The 22,598-nt window shown below is 63.5% G+C and carries 16 protein-coding genes and 1 tRNA gene; 5 read left to right on the forward strand and 12 right to left on the reverse strand.

All coding sequences use genetic code 11. The features are described 5' to 3' along the window. Positions 1–493: 493 nt before the first annotated feature. From FHS84_RS14515 to FHS84_RS14570, 12 genes are all read right to left on the reverse strand, one after another. Positions 494–1,285, reverse strand: coding sequence for a nucleotide-binding protein (locus tag FHS84_RS14515; protein ID WP_166935566.1), 792 nt, complete (start codon positions 1,283–1,285; stop codon positions 494–496). Continuing rightward, the gene (locus tag FHS84_RS14520; protein ID WP_166935568.1) at positions 1,282–2,322 is read right to left on the reverse strand and encodes a flagellar biosynthesis protein FlhF; all 1,041 of its coding nucleotides are present in this window, start codon (positions 2,320–2,322) and stop codon (positions 1,282–1,284) included. The genes FHS84_RS14515 and FHS84_RS14520 overlap by 4 nt, the downstream gene beginning before the upstream one ends. 6 nt (positions 2,323–2,328) lie before the next feature. Then, on the reverse strand, positions 2,329–4,446 hold the full coding sequence (gene flhA, locus FHS84_RS14525; protein WP_166935570.1) for a flagellar biosynthesis protein FlhA: 2,118 nt from the start codon (positions 4,444–4,446) through the stop codon (positions 2,329–2,331). A gap of 32 nt (positions 4,447–4,478) precedes the next feature. After that, positions 4,479–5,864, reverse strand: a complete 1,386-nt coding sequence (flbD, locus tag FHS84_RS14530) for a sigma-54-dependent transcriptional regulator FlbD (protein ID WP_166935572.1) — start codon at positions 5,862–5,864, stop codon at positions 4,479–4,481. 23 nt (positions 5,865–5,887) lie between these two features. After that, positions 5,888–6,247 (reverse strand): flagellar motor switch protein FliN, encoded by a 360-nt coding sequence (gene fliN, locus FHS84_RS14535; protein WP_166935575.1) that lies wholly within the window; start codon positions 6,245–6,247, stop codon positions 5,888–5,890. A 3-nt stretch (positions 6,248–6,250) separates the two neighbouring features. Next, on the reverse strand, positions 6,251–6,880 hold the full coding sequence (locus FHS84_RS14540) for a FliH/SctL family protein (protein WP_166935577.1): 630 nt from the start codon (positions 6,878–6,880) through the stop codon (positions 6,251–6,253). 1 nt (position 6,881) lies between these two features. Beyond that, positions 6,882–7,916 (reverse strand): flagellar motor switch protein FliG, encoded by a 1,035-nt coding sequence (fliG, locus tag FHS84_RS14545; RefSeq protein ID WP_166935579.1) that lies wholly within the window; start codon positions 7,914–7,916, stop codon positions 6,882–6,884. Between the two features lie 3 nt (positions 7,917–7,919). Next, the gene (fliF, locus tag FHS84_RS14550) at positions 7,920–9,530 is read right to left on the reverse strand and encodes a flagellar basal-body MS-ring/collar protein FliF (protein WP_166935581.1); all 1,611 of its coding nucleotides are present in this window, start codon (positions 9,528–9,530) and stop codon (positions 7,920–7,922) included. A gap of 320 nt (positions 9,531–9,850) precedes the next feature. Beyond that, positions 9,851–10,126, reverse strand: a complete 276-nt coding sequence (sciP, locus tag FHS84_RS14555; protein ID WP_166935998.1) for a CtrA inhibitor SciP — start codon at positions 10,124–10,126, stop codon at positions 9,851–9,853. Between the two features lie 163 nt (positions 10,127–10,289). Continuing rightward, positions 10,290–11,681: a flagellar hook protein FlgE gene (locus FHS84_RS14560; RefSeq protein WP_166935583.1), complete on the reverse strand. Its 1,392-nt coding sequence runs from the start codon at positions 11,679–11,681 to the stop codon at positions 10,290–10,292. Positions 11,682–11,809: 128 nt separating this feature from the next. Next, complete coding sequence (locus FHS84_RS14565; protein ID WP_166935585.1) at positions 11,810–12,535, reverse strand: flagellar hook assembly protein FlgD; 726 nt, start codon at positions 12,533–12,535, stop codon at positions 11,810–11,812. 9 nt (positions 12,536–12,544) lie between these two features. Continuing rightward, positions 12,545–14,383, reverse strand: coding sequence for a flagellar hook-length control protein FliK (locus FHS84_RS14570; protein WP_341801837.1), 1,839 nt, complete (start codon positions 14,381–14,383; stop codon positions 12,545–12,547). Positions 14,384–14,650: 267 nt separating this feature from the next. Here FHS84_RS14570 and flgK point away from each other — a divergent pair, with 267 nt between their 5' ends. The 5 genes from flgK (at position 14,651) to FHS84_RS14595 (ending at position 22,578) form a co-directional block, all read left to right on the forward strand. Next, a complete protein-coding gene (gene flgK / locus FHS84_RS14575) occupies positions 14,651–16,795 on the forward strand; it encodes a flagellar hook-associated protein FlgK (protein ID WP_166935589.1) in 2,145 nt (714 codons plus the stop codon). Positions 16,796–16,803: 8 nt separating this feature from the next. After that, entirely contained in the window at positions 16,804–17,745 is a 942-nt protein-coding gene (locus FHS84_RS14580) for a flagellin (RefSeq protein ID WP_166935591.1), read from the forward strand. A 48-nt stretch (positions 17,746–17,793) separates the two neighbouring features. Continuing rightward, entirely contained in the window at positions 17,794–18,882 is a 1,089-nt protein-coding gene (gene mnmA, locus FHS84_RS14585; RefSeq protein WP_208393887.1) for a tRNA 2-thiouridine(34) synthase MnmA, read from the forward strand. Between the two features lie 111 nt (positions 18,883–18,993). After that, a tRNA-Met gene (locus FHS84_RS14590) sits at positions 18,994–19,068 on the forward strand. 477 nt (positions 19,069–19,545) lie between these two features. Continuing rightward, positions 19,546–22,578, forward strand: a complete 3,033-nt coding sequence (locus FHS84_RS14595) for a TonB-dependent receptor (RefSeq protein WP_166935593.1) — start codon at positions 19,546–19,548, stop codon at positions 22,576–22,578. Positions 22,579–22,598: the final 20 nt, after the last annotated feature.

Below are 22,598 nucleotides of genomic sequence, written 5' to 3' on the forward strand. Positions count from 1 at the left end.
TGAATTGTTGGCACCGCATACCCACATCGAAACGCGGTGTTTGACAATGGAGGACGATCTTCGGCCGATAAGCGCGACCGGAAAAGTGTGAAACGGTTTTCCGATCCGTCGCGTGGCCTAAATTATCTGCGCAAATACAGGAGTATCGCGCCCGCACGCGCTGCAACATCCTTAGTCTCGCGAGGACACGTAAGCCCGCGTAAGACCGCTATGGCGGCAGCGGCCGCGTCACAAGGCGAACGGCTGGGGTGAGCACTCCGCAGAATAAGACCAATGCGCCTGTCGATCGCCGCCTGAAAACGGCCTCCGGAGGCGGCGGCGGGCTTGAGGCTGAAGGCGGAATTTTTCGATTCCGCCTTTGGTATAAGGAGCGCTTCGCCGAAAAGTGGTTTTCCGGTTTTCGGACCACGAAGCGCGACAAGTCAAAACCAGCGCTTCGCCGAAAACCCCGGTTTTCGGATCACGAAGCGCGACAATAAACCAGCGTTCTGCTTTACCGCAGCGAACCCGTCGCCTGGATGCGGTTCGATTGGCCGCCGAGCAGCGCCGTCAGTCCCATCACGGCGGAGAGCACCGGGCTTTGCGGGCAGGCGACCCACAGCGAGGTCTGGCGGCGCAAGGCTTCCACCACCCGCATGTCGGCGGGCACGAAACCGAGATAGGCCGGCGTCGCTTTGAGGAAGCTGCGGGCCGAGGTGGTCAGGGCGTCGGCGGTGCGTTTGGCTTCCGCCGCATTGGTCGCCATGTTGACCACGATGCCGGGGGCGCGGCCGCCGGTGCGCTTGAGCACCAGCTTGATGAAGGCATAGGCGTCGGTCAGCGCCGCCGGATCGGGCGTCATCACCGTCACCACGTCGTCGGAGACCGCGGCGAGCGTCAGCACCGCTTCGCCGATCCCGGCGCCGAGATCGACGATCACCCGGTCGTAGCACGGCACATGCCGCAGCAGGCCGCCGAGGCGTTCCACCGTCGCTTTGTCGGCATCGCCGAGAAAGCCGGTGCCGGCGGGCGCGGCGAGGAGATCGAATTTGGCATGGCCGGCGGCTTCGACCGCGGCGGTGGCCGCCTTCAGCGGCGTGCGTCCGGAAAGATAGCCGGGCAGGTCGCCGCTTTTGGCGAGGCCGAGATGCACGGCGGTGTTCGAGAGACCGAGATCGGCATCGCAGAGCAACACGCGCTCGCCGAGATCGGCGAAGGCCTGGGCCAGCGTCAGCGCGATGAAGGTCTTGCCGGTGCCGCCTTTACCCGACCCGACGGCGGTCAATCGAGGTCCAGCCAGAGTCATTGTGTACCCTCTGCGTTTTCGGTGAGCAGCCGGGCGAGCGCCAGCGGCGTCAGGGTTTCGAGTTCGCCCGCCACGAACGGCGAGCGGGTGACGAAGGCGACGGCAAGATTGGTGGTCATCGCTGCGGACGCCAGCGCGCCGTAGCGCCGTGTCATGTCGGCCTGGGTGATGACGAGACGGCTGGCGCCGATCCGGGCCAGGGCGGCGGCCATTTCACCGGCCTCTTCGCTGTCGGTCAGGCTGGAGATGATGCCGATGGTTTCGACCAGTTCGATATCGGCCAGGGCCGAGAACGCGGCCGCCGAGCGCGGCTGGCGCGGATCGAACCCGGCGGTGTCGATGATGGCCAGTGCCTGGTCGCGCGCCGCATTGCCGAGCACCGCCGCCAGCGCCATCGCCGATTCCGCGGTGACGATCTGGGCGTCGAGGTGATCGGCGAAATCTTTGAGCCGCGCCACCGCGCCGGCGCCGGTGACGTCATGGGCGATGAGGCGCACCACGCGTCCGGCCAGCCGTGCATGGGCACCGAGCTTGGCGGCGACCGCGGTCTTGCCGGCGCCGTTGGGTCCGGCGAGCAGGAACGCCTTGGCGTTCACGAAATCGATCGGCGCCGACAGCATTTTCTGGTCGATGGCGGCGGCGAGCGCCAGCGTCATGTCGGTCAGGCCGGTCTTGGCGGCCGCTTCGGCGAGGGCATGTCCCAGCGCTTCCGGCAGGCGGTTCTTGGCGAAGGACGCGAGCAATTGGGCGCGGTCGAATTTGCGCCGGCCGGGCAGGGAGGTTTTCTTTTCGCGCAGGCGCCGGATCATCGTCTGCTGGAACAGCGTGTCGATGTCTTCGGCTTTGGGCTCGGGCTTCACTTCCGCCGACGGCGGCAGATCGAGCGGAGGCTCCGGTTCTTCGAGCGCGGCCCGCACCATGACGCCGCCGCCTTTGGCCGCCTGGCTCGCCACGATCACCGCATCCGGTCCCATCTCGCTGCGAACCGCAGCGAGGGCCTCTTTCATGTCTTTGGCAAGGAAGGTGCGGAGCTGCATGGCGCGTTACACCTGTCCCAATGTTCGCAGACGGATCGAGGGATGGATTTCGTTCTGGCTCATCACCACGGTCTGGGCGCGGAAGCGTTCGATGATCGAGCGCACGAAGGGACGCGCCTGCGGGCTGGTGAGCAGCACCGGCACGTCGCCCTTGGCGGTGCCTTCCTCGAAGCGGTCGCGTACCTGGGTGATGAACTGCTGCAACTGGCTCGGCGCCATGGCGAGCTGGCGGTCTTCGCCCTGGCCGATGATGCTTTCGGCGAACGCCTGTTCCCAGGCCGGCGACATCGCGATGAGCGGCAGATAGCCGTTGGGCGACATGTTGGCGTTGCAGATCTGGCGGGCCAGTCGGGCGCGGACGTGCTCGGTGATGTAGAGCGCGTTCTTGGTGTGGCCGACCGCTTCGGCAATGCCTTCGAGAATGGCGGGCAGGTCGCGGATCGAGACGCGCTCGCCGAGCAGGGTCTGCAAGACGCGCTGCACGCCGGTGACCGAGATCTGCGACGGAATGAGTTCTTCGACCAGCTTCTTGTGCTCGGCCGGCAGCTCGTCGAGCAGCTTCTTGGTCTCCGCATAGGAGAGCAGCTCGGCCATGTGGGTCTTGAGCACTTCGGTAAGATGCGTGGTGAGCACGGTGCCGGGATCGACCACGGTATAGCCGCGGAACGATGCCTCTTCGCGCAACGACGAGGCCACCCAGGTGGCAGGCAGGCCGAACGCCGGTTCGGTGGTGTGGGTGCCGGGCAGGTCGATGGGAAGCCCGCGCGGATCCATGGCGAGCAGGCTGCCGGGATAAAGCTCGCCGCGGCCGGACTCCACTTCCTTGACCGCGATGCGGTACTCGTTGGCGCCGAGCTGCATGTTGTCGAGGATGCGCACCGCCGGCATGACGAAGCCCATTTCCTGGGCCAACTGGCGGCGCAGTGCCTTGATCTGGTCGGTGATGCGATGGCCCTTGACGTCGTTGATGAGGGTCAGAAGGGCATAGCCGAGTTCGACGCGCAGCATGTCGAGCGCCAGCGCGGCCGAGATCGGCTCTTCCTTGGTGGTCTCGGCCACTTTGATCTGCTCTTCCTCTCTGCGCTCCAGAGCCTCCTCGGCGGCTTTGTGCTTGAAGGCTTTGGTCGACAGATAGCCGACGCCGCCGGACAGCAAGGCGAAGATGATGTGCGGCATGCCGGGCAGGAGCGCCACGATGCCCATCACCGCCGACGCCATGGCAAGGCCCTGCGGGTAATTCGAAAACTGCTTGGCCATGGCCCGGTCGGTCGAGCCTTCGATGCCCGCCTTTGACACCATCAGGCCGGCGGCGATCGAAATGATCAGGGCAGGGAGCTGTGCGACCAAGCCTTCGCCGACCGACAGCAGCGTGAAGGTCTTGGTGGCGTCGCCGAAGCTCATGCCGTGCTGGACGACCGCGACGATGATGCCGCCGATCACGTTGATGCCGACGATCAGCAGGCCGGCGATGGCGTCGCCGCGGACGAACTTCGAGGCGCCGTCCATGGCGCCGAAGAAATTGGATTCCGATTCCAGGTCCTTGCGGCGGCGCCTGGCTTCCTTGTCGTCGATCAGGCCGGCCGAAAGGTCGGCGTCGATCGCCATCTGCTTGCCGGGCATGGCATCCAAGGTGAAGCGCGCCGCGACTTCCGCGATGCGCCCGGAACCCTTTGTGATGACGACGAAGTTCACGATGACGAGGATCGCGAACACGATGAAGCCGATCACGAAGTTGCCTTGCATGATCAGCTTGCCGAACGCCTCGATGACGTGGCCCGCCGCCGTGGTGCCGGTATTGCCGTGCGCGAGAATGAGGCGGGTGGAAGCGAGGTTCAGCGACAGCCGCAGCATCGTGGTGATGAGCAGCACGGCCGGGAACGAGGAGAATTCGAGCGGCCGCCGGATGAACACGGCCGTCATCAGGATCAGGATGGCGAAGCTGAGCGACAGCGCCAGCGCGAAGTCGAGCAATACCGTCGGCAGCGGCAGGATCAGCGTGACCAGGATGGCCATGATGCCGATCGCCAGCATCAGGTCGCTGCGCTTGATGAAATCCAGGATCCCGGCCGGCGTAAGGTTAATCGCCGAGGTCAAGGACGGTGTGGCAGCGCTGGTATCGGCCATCGGAACTCAACTCGCAAAAGTTACGTGTGCACTCAGCCTGCCGCCCGCTGCTCGCCGGGGCCGGGAATCGCCATGCCGGCTTGCGAGTACTCGCGCAGCTTGTTGCGCAAGGTGCGGATCGAAATGCCGAGGATGTTGGCCGCATGGGTGCGGTTGCCGAGGCAATGATCGAGCGTGTCGAGGATGAGATCGCGTTCGACATCGGCGACCGTGCGACCGACCAGTCCGCGTGTCACGGCGGCGGCGGATTCGACGGCATTGCGCACCGGGGCCGGCAGGTCGGTGGCGCCCGCCGCAAAGGTGGCGCTGCCCACCTGCTTGCCGTCCGGCAGGCGGATGGCTTCGGGGCCGATCTCGGTGCCCGACGCGAGCAACACGGCGCGATGCAACGTGTTCTCCAGTTCGCGCACATTGCCCGGCCAGGGATGCTGCACCAGGACCCGTTCGGTCGCCGGTGCGATCGGGCGGAACGCCACGCCGTTCGCTTCGGCGTATTTGCGGGCGAAATGGCGGGCCAGCGCGAGAATATCCTTGGGGCGCTCGCGCAAGGCCGGGATGCGCAGATTGACGACATTGAGCCGGTAGAGAAGGTCTTCGCGGAACGTACCTTTCTTGACGGCTTCGGCGAGGTCGCGGTTGGAGGTCGCGATAATGCGGATGTCGACCTTGACCGGGCGGGTGCCGCCGACCCGGTCGATCTCGCGTTCCTGGATGGCGCGCAGGAGCTTGGCCTGCAGGCGCGCGTCCATCTCGCTGATTTCGTCGAGCAGCAGCGTGCCGGAATTGGCTTCCTCGAACTTGCCGACGCGGCGCGCCACGGCGCCGGTGAAGGCGCCCTTCTCGTGACCGAACAGTTCGGATTCGAGCAGGTTCTCCGGGATCGCCGCACAGTTGACGGAAATGAACGGCTTGTCGGCGCGGTTCGACTTCTTATGGACGTAGCGGGCCAGCACTTCCTTGCCGACGCCGGACTCGCCGGTGAGCAGGATCGAGGCCTCCGAGGGCGCGACCTGATCGGCCATGGTGATCACGGACTGCATCGCTTCGTCCTCGAAGATCATCTGGTGCGATTCGTCGGCGACCGCCGCGAACACCGCTGCGATCAGTTCCGGATCGGGCGGCAGCGGCAGGTATTCCTTGGCGCCGGCGCGGATCGCTTCGACGGCCCGCCGGGCATCGGTACCGACGCCGCAGGCGACCACCGGCGTGCAGATGTGTTCGGCCGCGAGGCCGCGCACCAGGGCCGAGATGTCGAGAACGACGTCGCAGAGGACGAGATCCGATCCCGATCCGCCGCGCAAGGCGGCGAACGCCATTTCAATGTCGGTGGCGTGAGTCACCTTGGCGCCGCGTGCCAGGGCGATCTTGGTGGCAAGTCCGATCTGACCCGAGAGGGAGCCGACGATGAGGAGACGCATGATGAAGGTCCTTATGGTTCAGGTCAGCTTTGGCCGGCCTTGATGATTTCCGTCATGGTGACGCCGAGCCGGTCTTCCACCAGCACGACTTCCCCACGCGCGACCAGCCGGTCGTTGACATAAATATCGATCGCTTCGCCGACCTTGCGGTCGAGCTCGACGATGGTTCCCTTGGCGAGCTTCAGGAGCTGGCTCACTTCCATGGCCGACTTGCCGAGCACGGCCGAAACCGTCACCGGAACGTCGAACACCGCCTCGAGATCCTGGGCACTGTGCTTGACTTCCGCTTCGTTGCCGGCGTCGCCGTGCAGCAACGCCTGCGAAGCGCCTTCGGGTTGCTCGAGCGACAGGTCGGGCAGATCGACATCATCGTTGCCGGCCATGGCTTATCCTTTCTGTGCACTGATTTGCGAGAAGCGACGGGCGATGACTTCGCCGATTGCCTCTGCAAGATGATTCATGCTGCGCTCGGCACCGCCGCCGCGCCATTCGATGCGGCAATCCCCGTCCATCATGCCCGGCTCGGGGCTGGCGACGATGCGGCCTTCGTAGCCGCAATCGCGGGCGAGGTCTTCGAGCTTGTCCTTGATGGCGGCGACGACGTTCGGGGCGGCCCGCAAGACGATACGCGGTTCGGTGATCGCCTGATGGATGGCTTCGTAAACCGCCGCCTCGACGTCGGCTTGCGGCAAGGCGGCCACGGCTTCGGCTGCGAGCTTTCGGGCGCAAACGAGGGCGAGTTGGGCGGCTTCCTGGCGCAGTTCTTCGATCTGGTTCTGGGCCGAGCCCACCGATTGCTGCACCACGGCACAAAGCTGTTCGACCGCCGCGGCGACCTGCTCGGCGGCGCGCACCTGGCCGACCTTCATGCCGTCGTGGCGCGCGCGCGACAGCATGGCGTCGAGTTCCTCTTGGGTGAGGATCTTGCGCTGGCGGGCACGCGCGGCGTTCGAGACCAAGTCGCCTTCGGGGCGGAACTCGACGTCGAACTTGAATTTCTGCGGTTCGGCGCTCATCTCAGTACACCAGCTCGTCTTCGCCCTGCTTGGAGGCGATCATGATCTCACCCTTATTGGCGAGGTCCTTGGCGGTATTGACCATGCGCATTTGCGCTTCGTCGACGTCCTTGAGACGGACCGGGCCCATCGATTCCATGTCTTCGCGCAGGATCTTGCCGGCGCGTTCGCTCATGTTCGAGAAGAAGACGTCGCGCAAGGAGTCGGTGGCGCCCTTCATGGCCAGCGCCAGCTTGTCCTTCTCGACATGGCGCAGCAGCGTCTGGATCGAACCCGGATCGAGCTTGCCGAGATCCTCGAAGGTGAACATCAGGGCCTTGATGCGCTCGGCGGAGTCGCGGTTGCGTTCTTCCAGCGCGGTGACGAAGCGGTTCTCGGTCTGGCGGTCGAAGTTGTTGAAGATTTCGGCCATCATTTCGTGCGCGTCGCGCTTGGCGGTACGGGCGAGATTCGACATGAACTCGACGCGCAAGGTGCGTTCGACCTTGTCGAGAATGTCCTTCTGCACGCTTTCCATCCGCAGCATGCGCTGCACCACTTCGAGGGCGAATTCTTCCGGCAGCGAGGCCAGCACGCGGGCGGCGTGTTCCGGCTTGATCTTCGACAGCACCACCGCGACGGTCTGCGGGTATTCGTTCTTGAGATAGTTGGCCAGCACCGTCTCGTTGACGTTGCCGAGCTTGTCCCACATCGTGCGGCCGGCGGGACCGCGGATTTCCTCCATGATCGCGCCGACACGTTCGGCGGGCATCAGGCGCGACAGCAGCCGTTCGGTGGATTCGTAGGAACCCATCAGCGAACCGGTGCCGGAAAGCTGTCCGACGAAGTCGACCATCAGCTTTTCGACCAAGGCGGCCGAGATCGTGCCCAGATTGGACATGATCTGCGAGACTTCCTTGATCTCGTCGTCGTCCATCATCTGCCAGAGCTTGGCGGAATGTTCTTCGCCGAGCGCCAGCATGAGAATGGCGGTCCGTTCCGCTCCGGTCAGCGAGCGGATGTCGTCCTTGACGGCGGGTTTGACGGCACGTGCCATGGGTTACACCGGTTGATGCAGCCACGACCGGAGGATGGCGAGGGCCTCCTCGGGGTGGGAGCTAACGACTTCGCCGACTTTCTTGACCGACGACTCGCGCACCTGACCTTCGATGCGGCTGATGTCGATCATCGATTCCACGCGGTCCGGCGGCGGAGGCGCTTCGACAGCGGCCTCGGCCTGCGGTGCGGCAAGCTGCGCTGCGCCGGGCGCACCGCCGGGCACGCCGCCCATCATGGCGCCGCCGCCGGGGGCGAGCGGGGCGAACATCCGCTTCACCAGCGGGCGCAGCACGAAAATTCCGATCAACAAAGCGGTGAGGGCGAAGATCGCCGCCTGAATGATCTTGAACCAGGCGCCGCTGTCGAGGCCGAGCAGCGGCTTGGGCGCCTCGGTACCGACCGTGGTGTCGACGCGGGCGAACGGCATATTGACGACCTGGACCTGATCGCCGCGGGCGGCATCGAAGCCGATCGCCGACTTCACCAGACCTTCGATCTGGCTCATCTCCTGCGAGGTGCGCGCGACATATTTGCCGTTCTTCTCGGCGCTATCGACCACCACGGCGACCGACAGCTTCTTCACCGCGCCCTGGTTGACCTCCGAGGTCTTCACCGTCTTGGAGATCTCGTAATTGGTGGTCTCCTCGGTCGAGCCCGAGGTCGACTTGGTCGAGTCGCCGCCGCCGGTCTGCTGCTGCTGGCCGGGAAGCGCATTGGCGACCGACACCGGCGCCGCGCCGCCGTTGGAATCCGAGGCGTTGTGCTCTGTGGTCTGGGTCGAGCGCACGACCTTGGAATCGGGGTCGTAGGTCTCGCTGGTCTCGTTGATGTGGTTGTAATCGACGTTCGCGGTCACCTGGGCGCGGACATGGCCCTGGCCGACCACGGAGGCGACCATGCCTTCGACACGCTGGCGGATGCGGTCTTCGTAATCGGTGGTGTGCTGTTCCTGGGCAGTGGCGGCCCCTTCGGCCCCCTGCAGATCGGTGCCGCCGGCCAGAAGATTGCCCTTGTCGTCGATGATGGCGACGTGGTCGGGCGTCAGCGATGCCACCGAGGCAGCGACGAGATGCTGAATGGCCTGGACCTGGCCCTTGCCGAGAACGCCGCGGGTCTTGATGACGACCGAGGCCGATGGGTTTTGCGCATCGCGCGAGAAGATCTGGCGTTCGGGAACGACCAGATGGACGCGGGTGGATTCGATGCCTTCGATGGTCTGGATCGAACGCGCGAGTTCGCCTTCGACGGCGCGCAGGCGGTTGATGTTCTGGACGAAGGCGGTCGTGCCGAACGCGTCGGCTTTGTCGAAGATTTCATAGCCGACGCCGGCGGCCGGCAGATTCTCCTGGGCCAAGTCCATGCGCAGCTTGGTCACCTGATCGGATGGGACCAGGATGGTGCCGCCATCCTTGATTTCATACGGCGTGTTGGACGCTTCGAGCTTGGCGACCACTGCGGCGGCATCGCGCTGTTCGAGACCGGAGAACAGGATCGACTTCGGCGGAGTCGACAAAACGCCGGCCGTATACAGAAAGAACGCCGTCAGCGCGGCGGCAACACCCGCCATCACGCCGAACCGCGCCGCTCCGATCGCTTTGATGAAATCCGGCAATGCCAACTCCCTACAAAGGGTGCGGGAGGTGGGTCCCGGCCCTGGTAGGCAAACATTGCCGCCTGGGGAGTAAAGGTGTGCTTAACGCGCGGCGGAAACGCCGTAAATCCTTTCGTAAATCCCGCTTAACGGGAAGTTACCTGCTCCCGCTTGTTCTGTCCGCCGCGGGATTATCGGGTCTTTCATTTCCCGGAAAGCGAAACGCCCGGCGGTGCCGGGCGAAACGTCGCGGTCGATGCCTCTGTTATGCCAAGAGGGCCGCGGTGGTCGCGGCCCTCTGCGGATGAGGCGTTAGGCGGACAGGGCGGCCCGCCTGAAACTCAGTTGCGGTACTGCTGCACTCTGGTCGCCCGCAGGCCCGGCATGCCGAAGCGATCGATTGCGCGCTGCCAAGCGAGGAATTCCTCGACCGTCAGTGTGTAGCGGCGGCAGGCTTCATCGAGGCTCAGCAATCCGCCGCGAACGGCGGCAACCACTTCGGCCTTGCGACGGATGACCCAGCGCTTGGTGTTGGGAGGCGGCAAGTCAGCCATGGTCAGCGGGCTTCCATCCGGCCCGATGACGTAGCTCACGCGTCCCCTGCGATCTTCGCCCATGATCATGAACTCCTCACTCCACTACCCGCGCATACGGTAACTGTGCCGCCTTAAAAATTTGGCCACATGAGTGGGTAAGCAAGTGGTGAAAAAGTATTCTTGTTTTTGCCGTCATGCGCGTGGATCCGGCGCTTCTACGAAGTAAAAACGCCGGAAACCTCCGTTAACGTGCCATCTGCAGCAGTTCGTCGAGCATCGTCGATGCGGTGGTGACGATCTTCGATGCGGCCGAGTAAGCGCGCTGCGTGGTGATCAGGTTGGTAAACTCTGTGGCGAGATCGACGGTGGAACCTTCGAGGTTCTTGGCCGAGATCGTGCCGGCGGCGCCCAGATTGGCTTCCGAGATCGTCGGCGAGCCGGACTTGTTGGACGTCGTGTAGGCGTTACCCGAAATCGCCGAAAGACCGTCGGGATTGGCGAAGGTTGCCAGCGGAACCTTGTAGACCTTCTGCGACAAGCCGTTGGAGAACTGGGCCGTGACGATGCCGTCCTTGTCGACGGTGACGCCGGTCAAGCTGCCGAACAAGGCGCCGTTGACGGTCGAAGACGACAGGTTCGAGGCGCTGTCGAACTGGGTCAGACCGACCGACGAATTCAGCGGCCCGAAGTTCATGTTGACGGTCTGCTGCAACAGTCCCGAGTCCTTTTTGGGCGCCGTCACGGTGGAATTGTTGAACGGGATTGTGATGTCGAAGGCGCCGTCGACGGACGGGTTGGGGCTGATGGCGGTGCCGGTGCCGTCGGCCGGCGCAATGCCGGCGAGGGTGCCGTCGGGGTTGAACGTCGCCGTGCCGTTGGCGATCAGCGACGGCACGTTGGCGTTCGGCCCGGTGATCGTGGTTGCGTCGCCTTGATAGGTGACTTCGTATTTCCAGGTGTTCGCGCCCGTCTTGACGAACGACACCTGCAGCGGCTGCTGGCCGCCCTGGCTGTCGTAGACGTTGATGGTGCGCTGGAAGTCCGCGGTGATGGAGCCGTTGGCCATGCAGGTCGGCGGCGTGGCGGAAAGGGAATACGTCCCGGTCTCGGTCGCCGTGGAGCGCTGCAGGTTCAACTGCGCGGTCACCTTCGTCGTCGCCTCGGCCTTGCCGGTCAGCGAGTTGGCGTTGATCAAGGTCATGTTGTTGCGATCGGACGGGACATTGCCGTTGTTATCCAACCGCCAGCCGAGCAGATACATGTTGGCGGAATTCTTGAGATAACCGTTGGCATCGGCAGTGAAGCTGCCCGAGCGCGTATAGGCGCGGGTCGAGGTATCGAGCTGCGACGGCGCCACGACGAAGAAGCCGTTGCCGGAGATCGCGAGGTCGGTGGTCGACGAGGTCGTCTGCAACAGGCCTTGCTGCGACACGTTCTGGCCGGCGCTGGCCATGACGCTGCCCGACGACGTATCGGCGTTCGCCGACGCCGACGCGAGCAGGGTCGAGAAATCGGCGGTGGCGTTCTTGTAGCCGATGGTGTTGACGTTCGCGATATTGGCGGAAGCGACGCTGAGGGAGTTCGAGTAGGCGGAGAGGCCCGCGACGCCCGTCATCATTGCACCGTAGAGACTCATCTTTTACTTCCCTGCCGGGTTGCCAGGCTTCGCTGGGGTTCCGGTCTTCGAGAGGGCGGCCGTTTCTCGGCTGCTAGTTTCGGTTTCGGTTTTCGGTTCGGTGGATTGCGAAATTGCTGTTAGGGGCTTTAGCTGCTGCTGGAGCTGCTGGAGCTGCTGGAACTGGAACTACTGCTGACCGGTAGTGTGACGAGCGATACGCTGGAGAGCGGCACTTCGCCGGTTCCGACGATGAGCTGCGGGCTGGAGCCCGACAGATCGACGCCCGTGACGCCCACGCGCGAAGCGATCGAGGTCTTGATCGAGGTGCCGTCCGCGGCGGTCGAGGAGACGGTCAGCGTGTAGAGGCCGTCGGATGCGGTCTCGCCGTTGTTCTTGGTTCCGTCCCACTTGAAATCGTGCGTCCCGGCCGTGTTGCCGGCGGAGTCGGCCGTCTTGGAGTAGACGACGTTGCCGTTCGAGTCCTTGACCGTCAGCGTGGTCGCCTTGGCTCCGTTGGCGAGACCGTAGGTCCAGTCGGCGCTGCCGCCGTAAAGCTGGCCGGTGCCGTCGGAAAGCACGACGTTCTTGCCGAGATAGCTCATGGCCAGATTGCTGGTCTGGTTGCCGGAGAGCGAGATCAGCGAATCGAGCTTCGAATTGGTGTCGATCTGCTGTTCGACCTGGCTGTACATCACGAGCTGCTGAGTGAACTGATTGGAGTCCATCGGCGAGGTCGGGTCCTGGTTCTGCAGCTGGGTGGTGAGCAGCGTCAGAAAGGTCTGGAAGTTGGACGCCAGCGACTTGCTCGAAGTGGCCGTTTTGGACGCATTCGCCGCGGTCGAATTGGCTGCACTGCTGACGGCATCGGTCATGGTCTTACCTCACACGCGAATATCGAGCCGCACGCTGTTGGGCGCGTAGCTTCCGGACGGAGAACGGGAAGCGGCAGCATTTGCCGCGACGGCGGTATTGACGGACAGTCCACGGCCGCCGCGTGTCTTCTGGGACCCGCCGCCGTTTTGCTGCTGTTGCTGCTCGCGCAGCGAGAAATTGAGGCCGCTGCCGGACAGATTGAGACCGGCGTCGGTGAGGGCGCGGTTGAGTGCCGCGGCGTCGCGCTGCAGGAGTTCCAGGGCCTTCGGATTGTCGACCACCAGATTGGCCTGCGCCTGACCGGAATTGTCGATCGTGAGCTGGACATCGACGCGGCCGAGTTCGACCGGATCGAGACGGATTTCGAACTGATGCAGGCCTTCGATCGACTTGGCGGCGATGGTGACGCCGAGCTTGTCGAACGGGGTCGGCACATCGGCGGTGTGATGCTGGGCCGAGACCTGAACTTCGGTGGCCACGGTTTGCGGCTGCGCAGGCTGCGGTTGCGCGGCCGCGAGTTGGGTGGCGGCATCGTTCGCAGGAGTTTGGTGAGCGGCAGGCTGGGCGTGAGCGGCCGCCGCATGCGCGTTCGATTGCGCGTTCGACTGCGCGGTCTGCTGTTCGTTCGCCTGAAGGACGCGCGGATCGTTCGGCTGCGCCGAAGTGGCTGCGGCGGGCTGATCCGACGAGGCCGCAGCGTTCGCCGCCTGGTCGGTGGTAGCGGTCTTCGCTTTTACCGGCGCCTTGATCTTGGTGTCGCCGGTCGCGGGCTTGGCATCGGCCGAAGCTTGAGGATTGGTCCGCGCTGCCACCAGTACGGCCGCCGCATTCAACGTGGCCGTTTGTTCGGTGCCTTGCTCGGCCCGCTTCGAAGAGGTCGGCTGGCTGGCTGCGGTTTGGGCGGCTTGCTGCTGGGCGGCCTGCTGCTGGGCGGGCGTTGGTTGCGTGTTGGCCGGGGCGGCTGCCTGCTGCGTTGCGGTCTCGCGGAGATCGGGCGACGGCGTGTCTTGCTGCGGCGCCGGCGTCTGCTGGGTTCCGGTCTGCTGCACGGCCGCCGAAGCGTCCTGTTGCGCAGGCTGCGCGTTGGTCGTCGGTGCGGCGCCCTGGGCTGCAGCTAAGGTCGCAGCCGCGTTCTGCCAGGCAATCTGGTCCGCCTGAGGCGCTGCGGGTGCTGCGGTTTTCTTTTCGCTGGAACCCGTATCGTCGTTCGCAGCCGCCAATTCCGCAGCGGGCGTGGTCTCGTCCGGCTTGTCAGTGCTGGAATTTGCAGCGGCAAGCGCCGGAGCGGCGGCGTTCAGCGTGGTAGCCGGTGGAGGTGTGACCGTCGGAGCCGGTTGCGCCACGAACAGCGCCAGCATCGGATCCGTTGCTGTCTTGGCATCGCTGTCTTTGTCGTCGCCGGACTGATCGTCGCTGACGGTCGGAGTGCTATCCGGCGAAGCCGACGACGACGTGTTGGCCGTCGCTGCCGCCATGATGGCAGCAACCACCGTAGGATTCTGGGGTGCGGCCGGAATCTGGGGCTGCGGCACGCTCAAATCCGCTGCGGTATTGCGCGCATCGGTCTGTGCCGAGGTCTTGCCGGTTCCGGTCTGGATCTGGCCGGAGGGAATTTCCACCGCAGCCGGCGCGGCGGAGCCGGGCTGGGAAAGCTGGTCGGTGGCGCTCTGCAACATGCTCGCTGCCATAAAGGACGGCATGTAAGACGTGTTGGGTGGCGCGACCGCGGTGGCGGACGCGTCGGCGCTCATCTGCTGCAGGAGTGCTCCGAACACGGCGTCGATCGTCGCCGGCGTTGCTGCCGTCGTCGGTGCGGTTGCCGAAGTCACTGCCGTTACTGTTGTCACGTCGACCAAGCGCGAAGGTCCGCGAGAGTTGCGACGGGTGTGAAGCAAGGGCCGGACCACATTTCCCCCGGCCGGAAACGCTATGTTTTCCGCGCTACCGGCAGGGCGGGCCAGGTCGGAAGGGAGCGGCACCTTCTGCCGCGGGCGGCAAAAACTGCCGCACAGGGCCGGTCAAAAATCCCGGTTTTCCGCCGCAACCGGCGCCCGGAAACTGGCATGGGGCTTGCGATCAACGAAGCGGCGACAAAGTATTTTCGGGAAACACCCGTGGCCCTGAACGGAATTCTGTCTAGCGCACTGACTGCCATGCAGACCAACACGTCTGCATTGAAGGTGGTGTCGCAGAACATCTCGAACCTCAACACCGCGAACTATGCGCGGCGCGAGGTCAATCTCAGTGCGCTCGGCGCGGCCGGCATTCCCTCCGGCGTGACCATTGAAGATGTCACGCGCGTGACCAACCAGTACCTGACGCAAGAGTGCCTCGCGGCGTCGTCGTCGTCCTCGCAATATGATACGGCGAGTTCCTTCTACGACCAGATCAACGCGCTCCTGGGTTCGCCCGGAGACGGCAACTCTCTGACGTCCAAAATCTCCGATGTGTTGGGCAAGCTCGCCTCGGCGCAGCTTTCGACCAACGTCGGATCGAGCCAGGCAAGCATCGTCAGTTCGCTGAAATCGCTGACGTCGTCGGTTTCGACCATTTCGTCGTCGCTCGACAATATGGCCACGCAGGCCGACTCGCAGTTGGCGACCACGGTGACCGGCGCGTCCACCCTGATCAAGCAGATTTACGACTACAACAATCTGATCAAGGCCGCCACGCTGCAGGGCAACACCGATACCGCGTATCTCGACCAGCGCGACACGGCCTTGAAAAACCTGTCCGCGGACATGGACATCCGGGTCACGCCCCAGTCGGACGGCACCGTTCAGGTCACCACCACCGACGGCATCGGCCTCGTCGGTACCGGCAGCTATTCCGTGCTCTCGTACAAGCCCGGCACCGGCACCGGCTACGGCACCATTTCGGTCCAGGATACCAACGGCAACACCGGCCAGCCGATCGGGACGGTCCAGTCGCTCGACAGCCATCTGACGGCGGGCTCGATGCGGGGCTTGATCGATCTGCGCGACACCACCATCGCCGGTATCCAGAACGAGCTCGGCTCGCTGGCCAAAGGCATGGCCAATGCCTTCAACGAAATCCACAACGAGTCGAGCGCGTATCCGCCGCCGACCGAGCTGACCGGCCACAATACCGGGCTTCTCGCCTCCGACTCGCTCGGGTTCACCGGCAAGTCCGAGTTCGTGCTGACCAACTCGAGCGGCGTCAAGCAGCACACGATCGATTTCAATTTCGACAACTCGCCGCCTTCGCTCTCGGTCGACGGCGGCGCTGCCAGCACCTTCACCGCCACGGTTGGCGGTTTCGCCACGGCGCTCAACGGCGCGCTGTCCGGATTGGGCGGCGGCGGCTCGGCGAGCTTCGCCAACGGCGTCCTGTCGGTCGACGGCGGCAGCTACGGCGTGGTGGTCGGGGATCCCGATTCCACCCATCCGTCCTCGCGCGGCGGCGCCGGCCTATCGCAATTCTTCGGCCTCAACGACGTGCTGACGACCTCGGTCCCGTCGTTATCCAACACCGGCATGTCGGCGTCCGATGCGCTCGGTCTTGCGGCCAACGGCCAGATCAAGTTCACGGTCAAGAACCCCAACGGTTCGGTTGCGACCAGCGCCGCAGTGACGATCACCACCGGCATGACGGTCGGCCAGGCGATCACGGCGATCAATACGAGCCTTGGCGGCTACGCTTCGGTGTCGCTCGATGCCAACGGCGCGATGACGACGACGGTCAATACCAATTACCCCGGCTATTCGCTGCAAGTCACCGACGACTCGACCGCGCGCGGCACCACCGGCATTTCGGTCAGCGATCTGTTCGGGCTCGGCGCCAATGCGATCAGCAGGCTGTCGTCCGGCTTTACGGTCAATGCCGATATCGCTTCGTCGTCGAGCCGGCTGGCGCTCGCTCGGCCCAATCTTTCGCCGACCGCGACCCAGATCGTCGGATCCGGCGACTCGACGGGTTTGCAGGCCCTGCAGGCGCTGGCGAGCAAAGAGGTGTCCTTCGACAAGGTTGCCAATCTCGGCGCGCAGACCACGTCGCTGCAGAATTATGCCGCCGCGCTTTATCAGGACATCGCCACCCAGTCGGCCAACAATACGACGGCCAAGACCACGCAGGACGACCGGCTGACGGAAGCGCAGGCTCGCCTCTCCAACAATTCGGGCGTGAACCTCGATGAAGAGCTGGCGAACATGATCATCTACCAGCGCGCCTACAGCGCCGGCGCCCGGCTGTTGACCACCGTCAACCAGCTTTATGATTCCCTCTTGAGCATCCAGTGAGGTAAGCGATGAGTATCGATCGCGTCGCAACCAATAACCAGACGAGCTACATGCTTTCGCAGATCGCGAAGGCGAACGTGAAGCTGCAGCAATCCGAGTACCAGGTCACCACCGGGAAGAACTCGAGCGATTATGCCGGCATCGGCGACAAGACCGCGGCGCTCGAAGGCGCGCGGGCGGCGGCCGAACGGGCCAAAGGCTATGCCGCCTCGACGCAGCTCGCGATGACCCAGACCGACTTGCAGAATACCCAGCTCACGACCCTGACGGGTCTGGCTTCGCAGTTGCAGAAAGCGGTCCGCTCCGCCGTCTCCAAATCCGACGGCACCGGCCTGATGACGACCGCCAAGAGCATCTTCGATCAGGCGACTGCGATCCTTAACGCCAAGGACTCCAACGGCAACTACATCTATGGCGGCGAGATCTCCGATCAGCCGCCGTTCACCGCGACCAGCCTTTCCGATCTGGTGACCCAGCCTTCGGTGTCGTCGTTTTTCCAGAACGGCACGGTCAAGAAGTCCGTGACGGTGGGCGACGGCCAGACCGAGACGATCGGTGTGCTCGCCTCCGACATCGGCACCGACCTGATGAACGCGCTGAAGGCGTTGTACCAGGAGGATCAGTCGACGTCGCTTTCGGGCTCGATCACCGAAACGCAGATCGGCAATCTCTCGAACAACGTCACGCCGAAGACCGATACCGCCTACAAGAACCTGAACGCGGTGACGGCCCAGAACGGCAACACCTACACGACGCTCAAGAACGACGTGACCAATCAGCAGTCGCTGCAGAACCTCTATACCGGCTTCGTGTCGGACATCGAGGACGCCGATATGGCGACGGCCTTGACCAATCTGTCGAACAACCAGACCGCGTTGCAGGCCGTGCTCACCGTGACGTCCAAGCTGAACGATCTCACCTTGTTGAATTTCCTGCCGGCTTCGGGCTGACGGGACGCCAATCTTGCCCTCGCTGCGGCGAGCCGATAAGACGCGGTCATGATGCCTCATTCTCCAGCGCCGGCCGCCAAGCCGGTCAAGCGGATCGTCGCTGCCATGTCGGGCGGCGTCGATTCTTCGGTGACGGCCGCGCTGTTGCAGCGCGAAGGCTACGAAGTGATCGGCGTCACCTTGCAGCTCTATTCCGGCATGGCCGACCGCAAAGGCGCCTGCTGCGCCGGCAAGGACATCTACGACGCCCGCCGGGTCGCGGATAAGCTCGGCATTGCCCATTACGTGCTCGATTACGAGGACCGCTTTCGCACGTCCGTGATCGACGACTTCGTCGCCGGTTACGCGCGCGGCGAGACCCCCATTCCGTGCATCCGCTGCAACGAGCGGGTGAAGTTCGGCGATCTGATGAAGAGCGCGCGCGATCTCGGCGCCGATGCGCTCGCCACCGGCCATTATGTGCGGCGGATCGCGGGGGCGAATGGCGCCGAACTGCACACGGGCGTCGATGCGGCGCGCGACCAAAGCTATTTCCTGTTCGCCACCACGCGCGAACAGCTCGATTATCTGCGCTTTCCGCTCGGGGGTTTGAGCAAACCCAAGGTGCGCGAGATCGCCGCCGAACTCGGTCTCGTCAACGCCAAAAAGCCCGACAGCCAGGATATCTGCTTTGTGACCGGCGATTACACCGAGGTCGTCAAGCGTCTGAAGCCGGACGCCGGCCGTCCCGGCGACATCGTCGATACGGCAGGACGCGTCCTCGGACGCCACGACGGCGTCATCAATTTCACCATCGGGCAAAGGAAAGGTCTGGGCCTTTCCGGCAACGCGGCGCCCTTGTTCGTGCTTGCGATCGATGCCGAGCGCGCCCAGGTCGTGGTCGGCCCGCGCGAAGCGCTGCAAACACGCCGCATCCATCTCAAGGACGTCAATTGGCTGGCCGACCCCGAACTGGCCCGCGAATGCGTCGCCAAAGTCCGCTCGATGCGCGCGCCGGTTGCCGCCCATGTTGCGGTCACGCCCGACGGGGCGGAGGTGGAACTGCTGGAGCCGGAAATGGGCGTCGCACCCGGCCAGGCCTGCGTATTCTACAAAGACACTCAGGTTCTCGGCGGCGGCTGGATCGCCAAATCCTGAGCCGGGAACACGGAAAATCGCCCCTGCCCGCATCCCCAACAGGAGTTGATGCCGGAGCGGCAAGCAGCTTCTTGACAGCGTTCCGGTGCCCCCCTAAACCCGCGCCTCCGTGGCAGCGTAGCTCAGCGGTAGAGCAGGGGAATCATAATCCCTTGGTCGGGGGTTCAAATCCCTCCGCTGCTACCAGTCTTCTTGCAATAGAAGGCTGTCGTCGAAGTCCGTTCGACGAAGGTGGGCCCCCAGATCGGGCCGGGCCCGCCGGTCATTCCCACTACGATGGCTAATCCTCGCGCGCGGTCTGGCGCGCGCTCCGGTCCCTGATTTCTCGCCATGGCGTCATTTAAGCGTTTGTTTCCGCGAGGGAATTTGCGGCAATTCTGCAACGCATCCGGGTGATTCCGAGTAAATTGAACTGCGACTACGTTGCAATCTCCGCAATGTTTGTTAGCGTTCACAACGAAAACAGTAGGAGATAGCGCTTACCGCGCCAGTCTCCTCGATGAGGAAATGCATACGGGAAAATCATCTTCCCCTTCGTGCGAGCGGAGTTGCGCATACCGCAACTCATAAGTGCGAATGCAGCTTAGTGTGATTTTAAATTAATCGGTCGACGTACCGGCCAAGCAGGAGGGATTACAGGTGAATCGGACACGTACTCATTCGATGGCATGGATCAGGGCCAGCCTTTTCAGTGGCGCGTGCGCGGCTGCGATGCTGCCGGTCCCGGCGACCGCACAGGACCAAAGCACCGGCGAAGTCGTAGTGGTGACCGGCATCCGCGGATCGCTGCAGCGTTCGTTGGACATCAAGCGTGAATCGACGGGTATCGTCGACGCCATCAGTTCCGAGGATATCGGCAAGTTCCCCGATACCAATCTGGCGGAAGCCATGATGCGTATTCCAGGCGTCACTGTCACCCGTGGTCGCGGTACGGCGTCCGGTGGCACGGGCGGTACCTCGTCGAACGGTGAGGCCAGCGAAATCACCGTTCGTGGTTTCGGCCCGACCTTCAACGAAACGCTGTTCGACGGCCGCAGAGTTGCTACGGGTACCGGCGACCGCGCCTTTGACTTCTCGTCGGTCACTTCCGACTATGTCGGTCAGATCGCGATCATGAAGACGCCCGACGCCTCGGTGTCTTCGGGCGCCATCGGCGCGACGATCGACATCAAGTTCCCCAAGCCGTTCGACAAGCCGGGTCTTGTGGCTGCCGCCTCGTTCTCGGGCCAGATATCGCCCGAGCGGGGCAAGTGGTCGCCCAACGGATCGTTCCTGATCAGCGACACCTTCGCCCACGACACCATCGGTATCCTGGTCGCCGGGTCCTATTCGGACACCGAAACCCGCCAGAACCACATCAATATCCAGGGCTGGGAAGGCAAGATGGCCGCCAGCCAGGATACACCGACCAGCCCGATCGTCTCGCGGTATGGCAACTATCCCTCGGTGAATGGCCAAATCCTGGGGCCGCAGCAGGCGCTCACGACGCCGACGTGGTTCATCCAGGATTACGGCATCTATCACGAGCTGGAGCAGGTTGAGCGCAAGCAGGCCCGTGTCGTTCTGCAGTGGCGTCCGACGGACGCGCTGGAAATCACGGTGAACGACAATTTCTCGCGCGATAACGACCATCAGGCGCAGTACGGCTACAGCGTGTGGTTCAACACCGGCAATATGCAGAACGTGCAGCTCGACAAGAACGGCACGGTCGTCAATTTCCAGCAGACCACGCCGACCGACTTCCAGGGCCAGTACAATCCGCAGATTCTGCAGTTCAACGACTACGGCCTCAACATCAAGTGGAACGCCAGCGACAAGCTCACATTCATCCTCGACTACGATCACGCCGACGGCTGGTCGAACCCTGGCGGTGTGGTCGGCGCCGATATGGACGTCGGTTATGGCAACGGCGCGGACAATGCCGTTCTCGGCATCGCCATCCAGAACGGTCATGGCCTGCCGGTTCCGACGTCGTACGGCCCCAACAACGACAAGAGCCAGTTCGTCAATAACGGCCTCATCGGCTCGCACGTGCTGCCGATGACCATGGGCAAGAACCTGGATACGCTCAACCAGGTGAAGCTTGAGGGTATCTGGACCGATAGCGATGCGCTGTCGTTCAAGTTCGGCCTGCAATATGTCGCCGAACATAAGAATCAAGATTCGTACAGCACCTTCGTCAACAACCAATGGCAGGCCTATTCGGGCTACGGCCCGGCGTCGGGCAACTGTCCCAATCCGGCCGATCTGGCCAACTGCCACGGCGTAGCGTTGCCGCAAGATCTGTTCTCCAAGACCTTCAGCACCAAGGACTTCATCAGCGGCTGGACCGGTTCCGAGAATCTGCCGGCGAACATTCTGCAATACGATCCGTGGCCGACCATCTCCTATCTGCAAAGCTTGGGTAATCCGCAGACTACGGTCATACCGGGCGCCAACACCCATTGCTGCGATCTGCCGAAAGACAGTCTCGGCAACACGCTGCCCGCCGCGGCCGGCTTGCCGCAAAATGCCGGCAGACCCTTCACCGGCACATTCATTCCCGCTTTCGATCCGGGCTCCCACCTGGTCCTGCAGGAAAAGACCTACTCCGGCTACATTCAGAGCACGTTCAAGACCGAACTCGCCAAGATGCCGCTGCGGGTCAACTTCGGTGTACGCTATGACATCACGCAGGAGACGATGGCGGGTCTCCAGCGCGTGGTGCAGAGCTTCACCCAGCAGAGCGGCGACTTGACGTCGTGGAATGTCGGTTATGTCACCGATCCCAGTTCCGCGAACGACGTGAGCCCCGTCACCAAGGATCACAGCTATCAGTACCTGTTGCCGAACATCGACATGACCTTGTCGGTCACCGACAACTTGGATCTGCGCTTTAATGCGTCGCGTACCCTCACACGTCCGCCGATCATCAATTTGAATCCGGTGACCAATGTCGGCGCCGGGCGTCTCGGCGACGTCACGGCGAGTTCCGGTAACCCGGATCTTCTGCCGTTCCTTTCCGACAACCTCGATGTCGGCGCCCAGTGGTACTACTCCGAGAACTCCTACCTGTCGGTCGATGCCTTCGTGAAGGCGGTGGACAACTTCGTCATCACCCAGTCGAAGGGGCAGACCTATGGCCCCATCGGCCATTGTATCGACACCCATCCGGCGCCGTGTACCTTTGCCGGTCAGACCGTGGAGGTTCCGTACACGCTTTCGCAGCCGGTTAACGGTCCTGCCGCCAATGTGTACGGCCTCGAAATCGCCTGGCAGCATGTGTTCGGAGATTCCGGCTTCGGCCTCTCGATCAACGGCACCATCGTCGGGACCAACAAGCCTTACGACCAGCACAACCTCAGTGTCAGCGGGTTCTCGGTCACCGGTTTGGCGGACTCGGCGAACTTCATGGTGTTCTACGACAAGGACGGCTTCCAGGCCCGTCTTGCCGCCAACTGGCAGGACACCTACCTCGATCACTTCGGTCAGATCCAGAACGGTTCGGATTTCGGTACCGAGCCGACCTTCGTGAATACCAGCTGGAATCTCGACTTCTCGACCAGCTACGACTTCACGGAACATCTCACCGCGTATTTCTCGGCTGCGAACCTGACCGACGCGACCTACTCCACGCACGGCCGCTTCTCCAATCAGGTGTTGGACGTCGTCGACTATGGCCGCAAGTTCATCGTCGGCGTTCACTACAAACTGTAATTTGTCCTTACGTAAGCTGG

This window comes from Rhizomicrobium electricum, assembly GCF_011762045.1.
GTDB lineage: Bacteria > Pseudomonadota > Alphaproteobacteria > Micropepsales > Micropepsaceae > Rhizomicrobium > Rhizomicrobium electricum.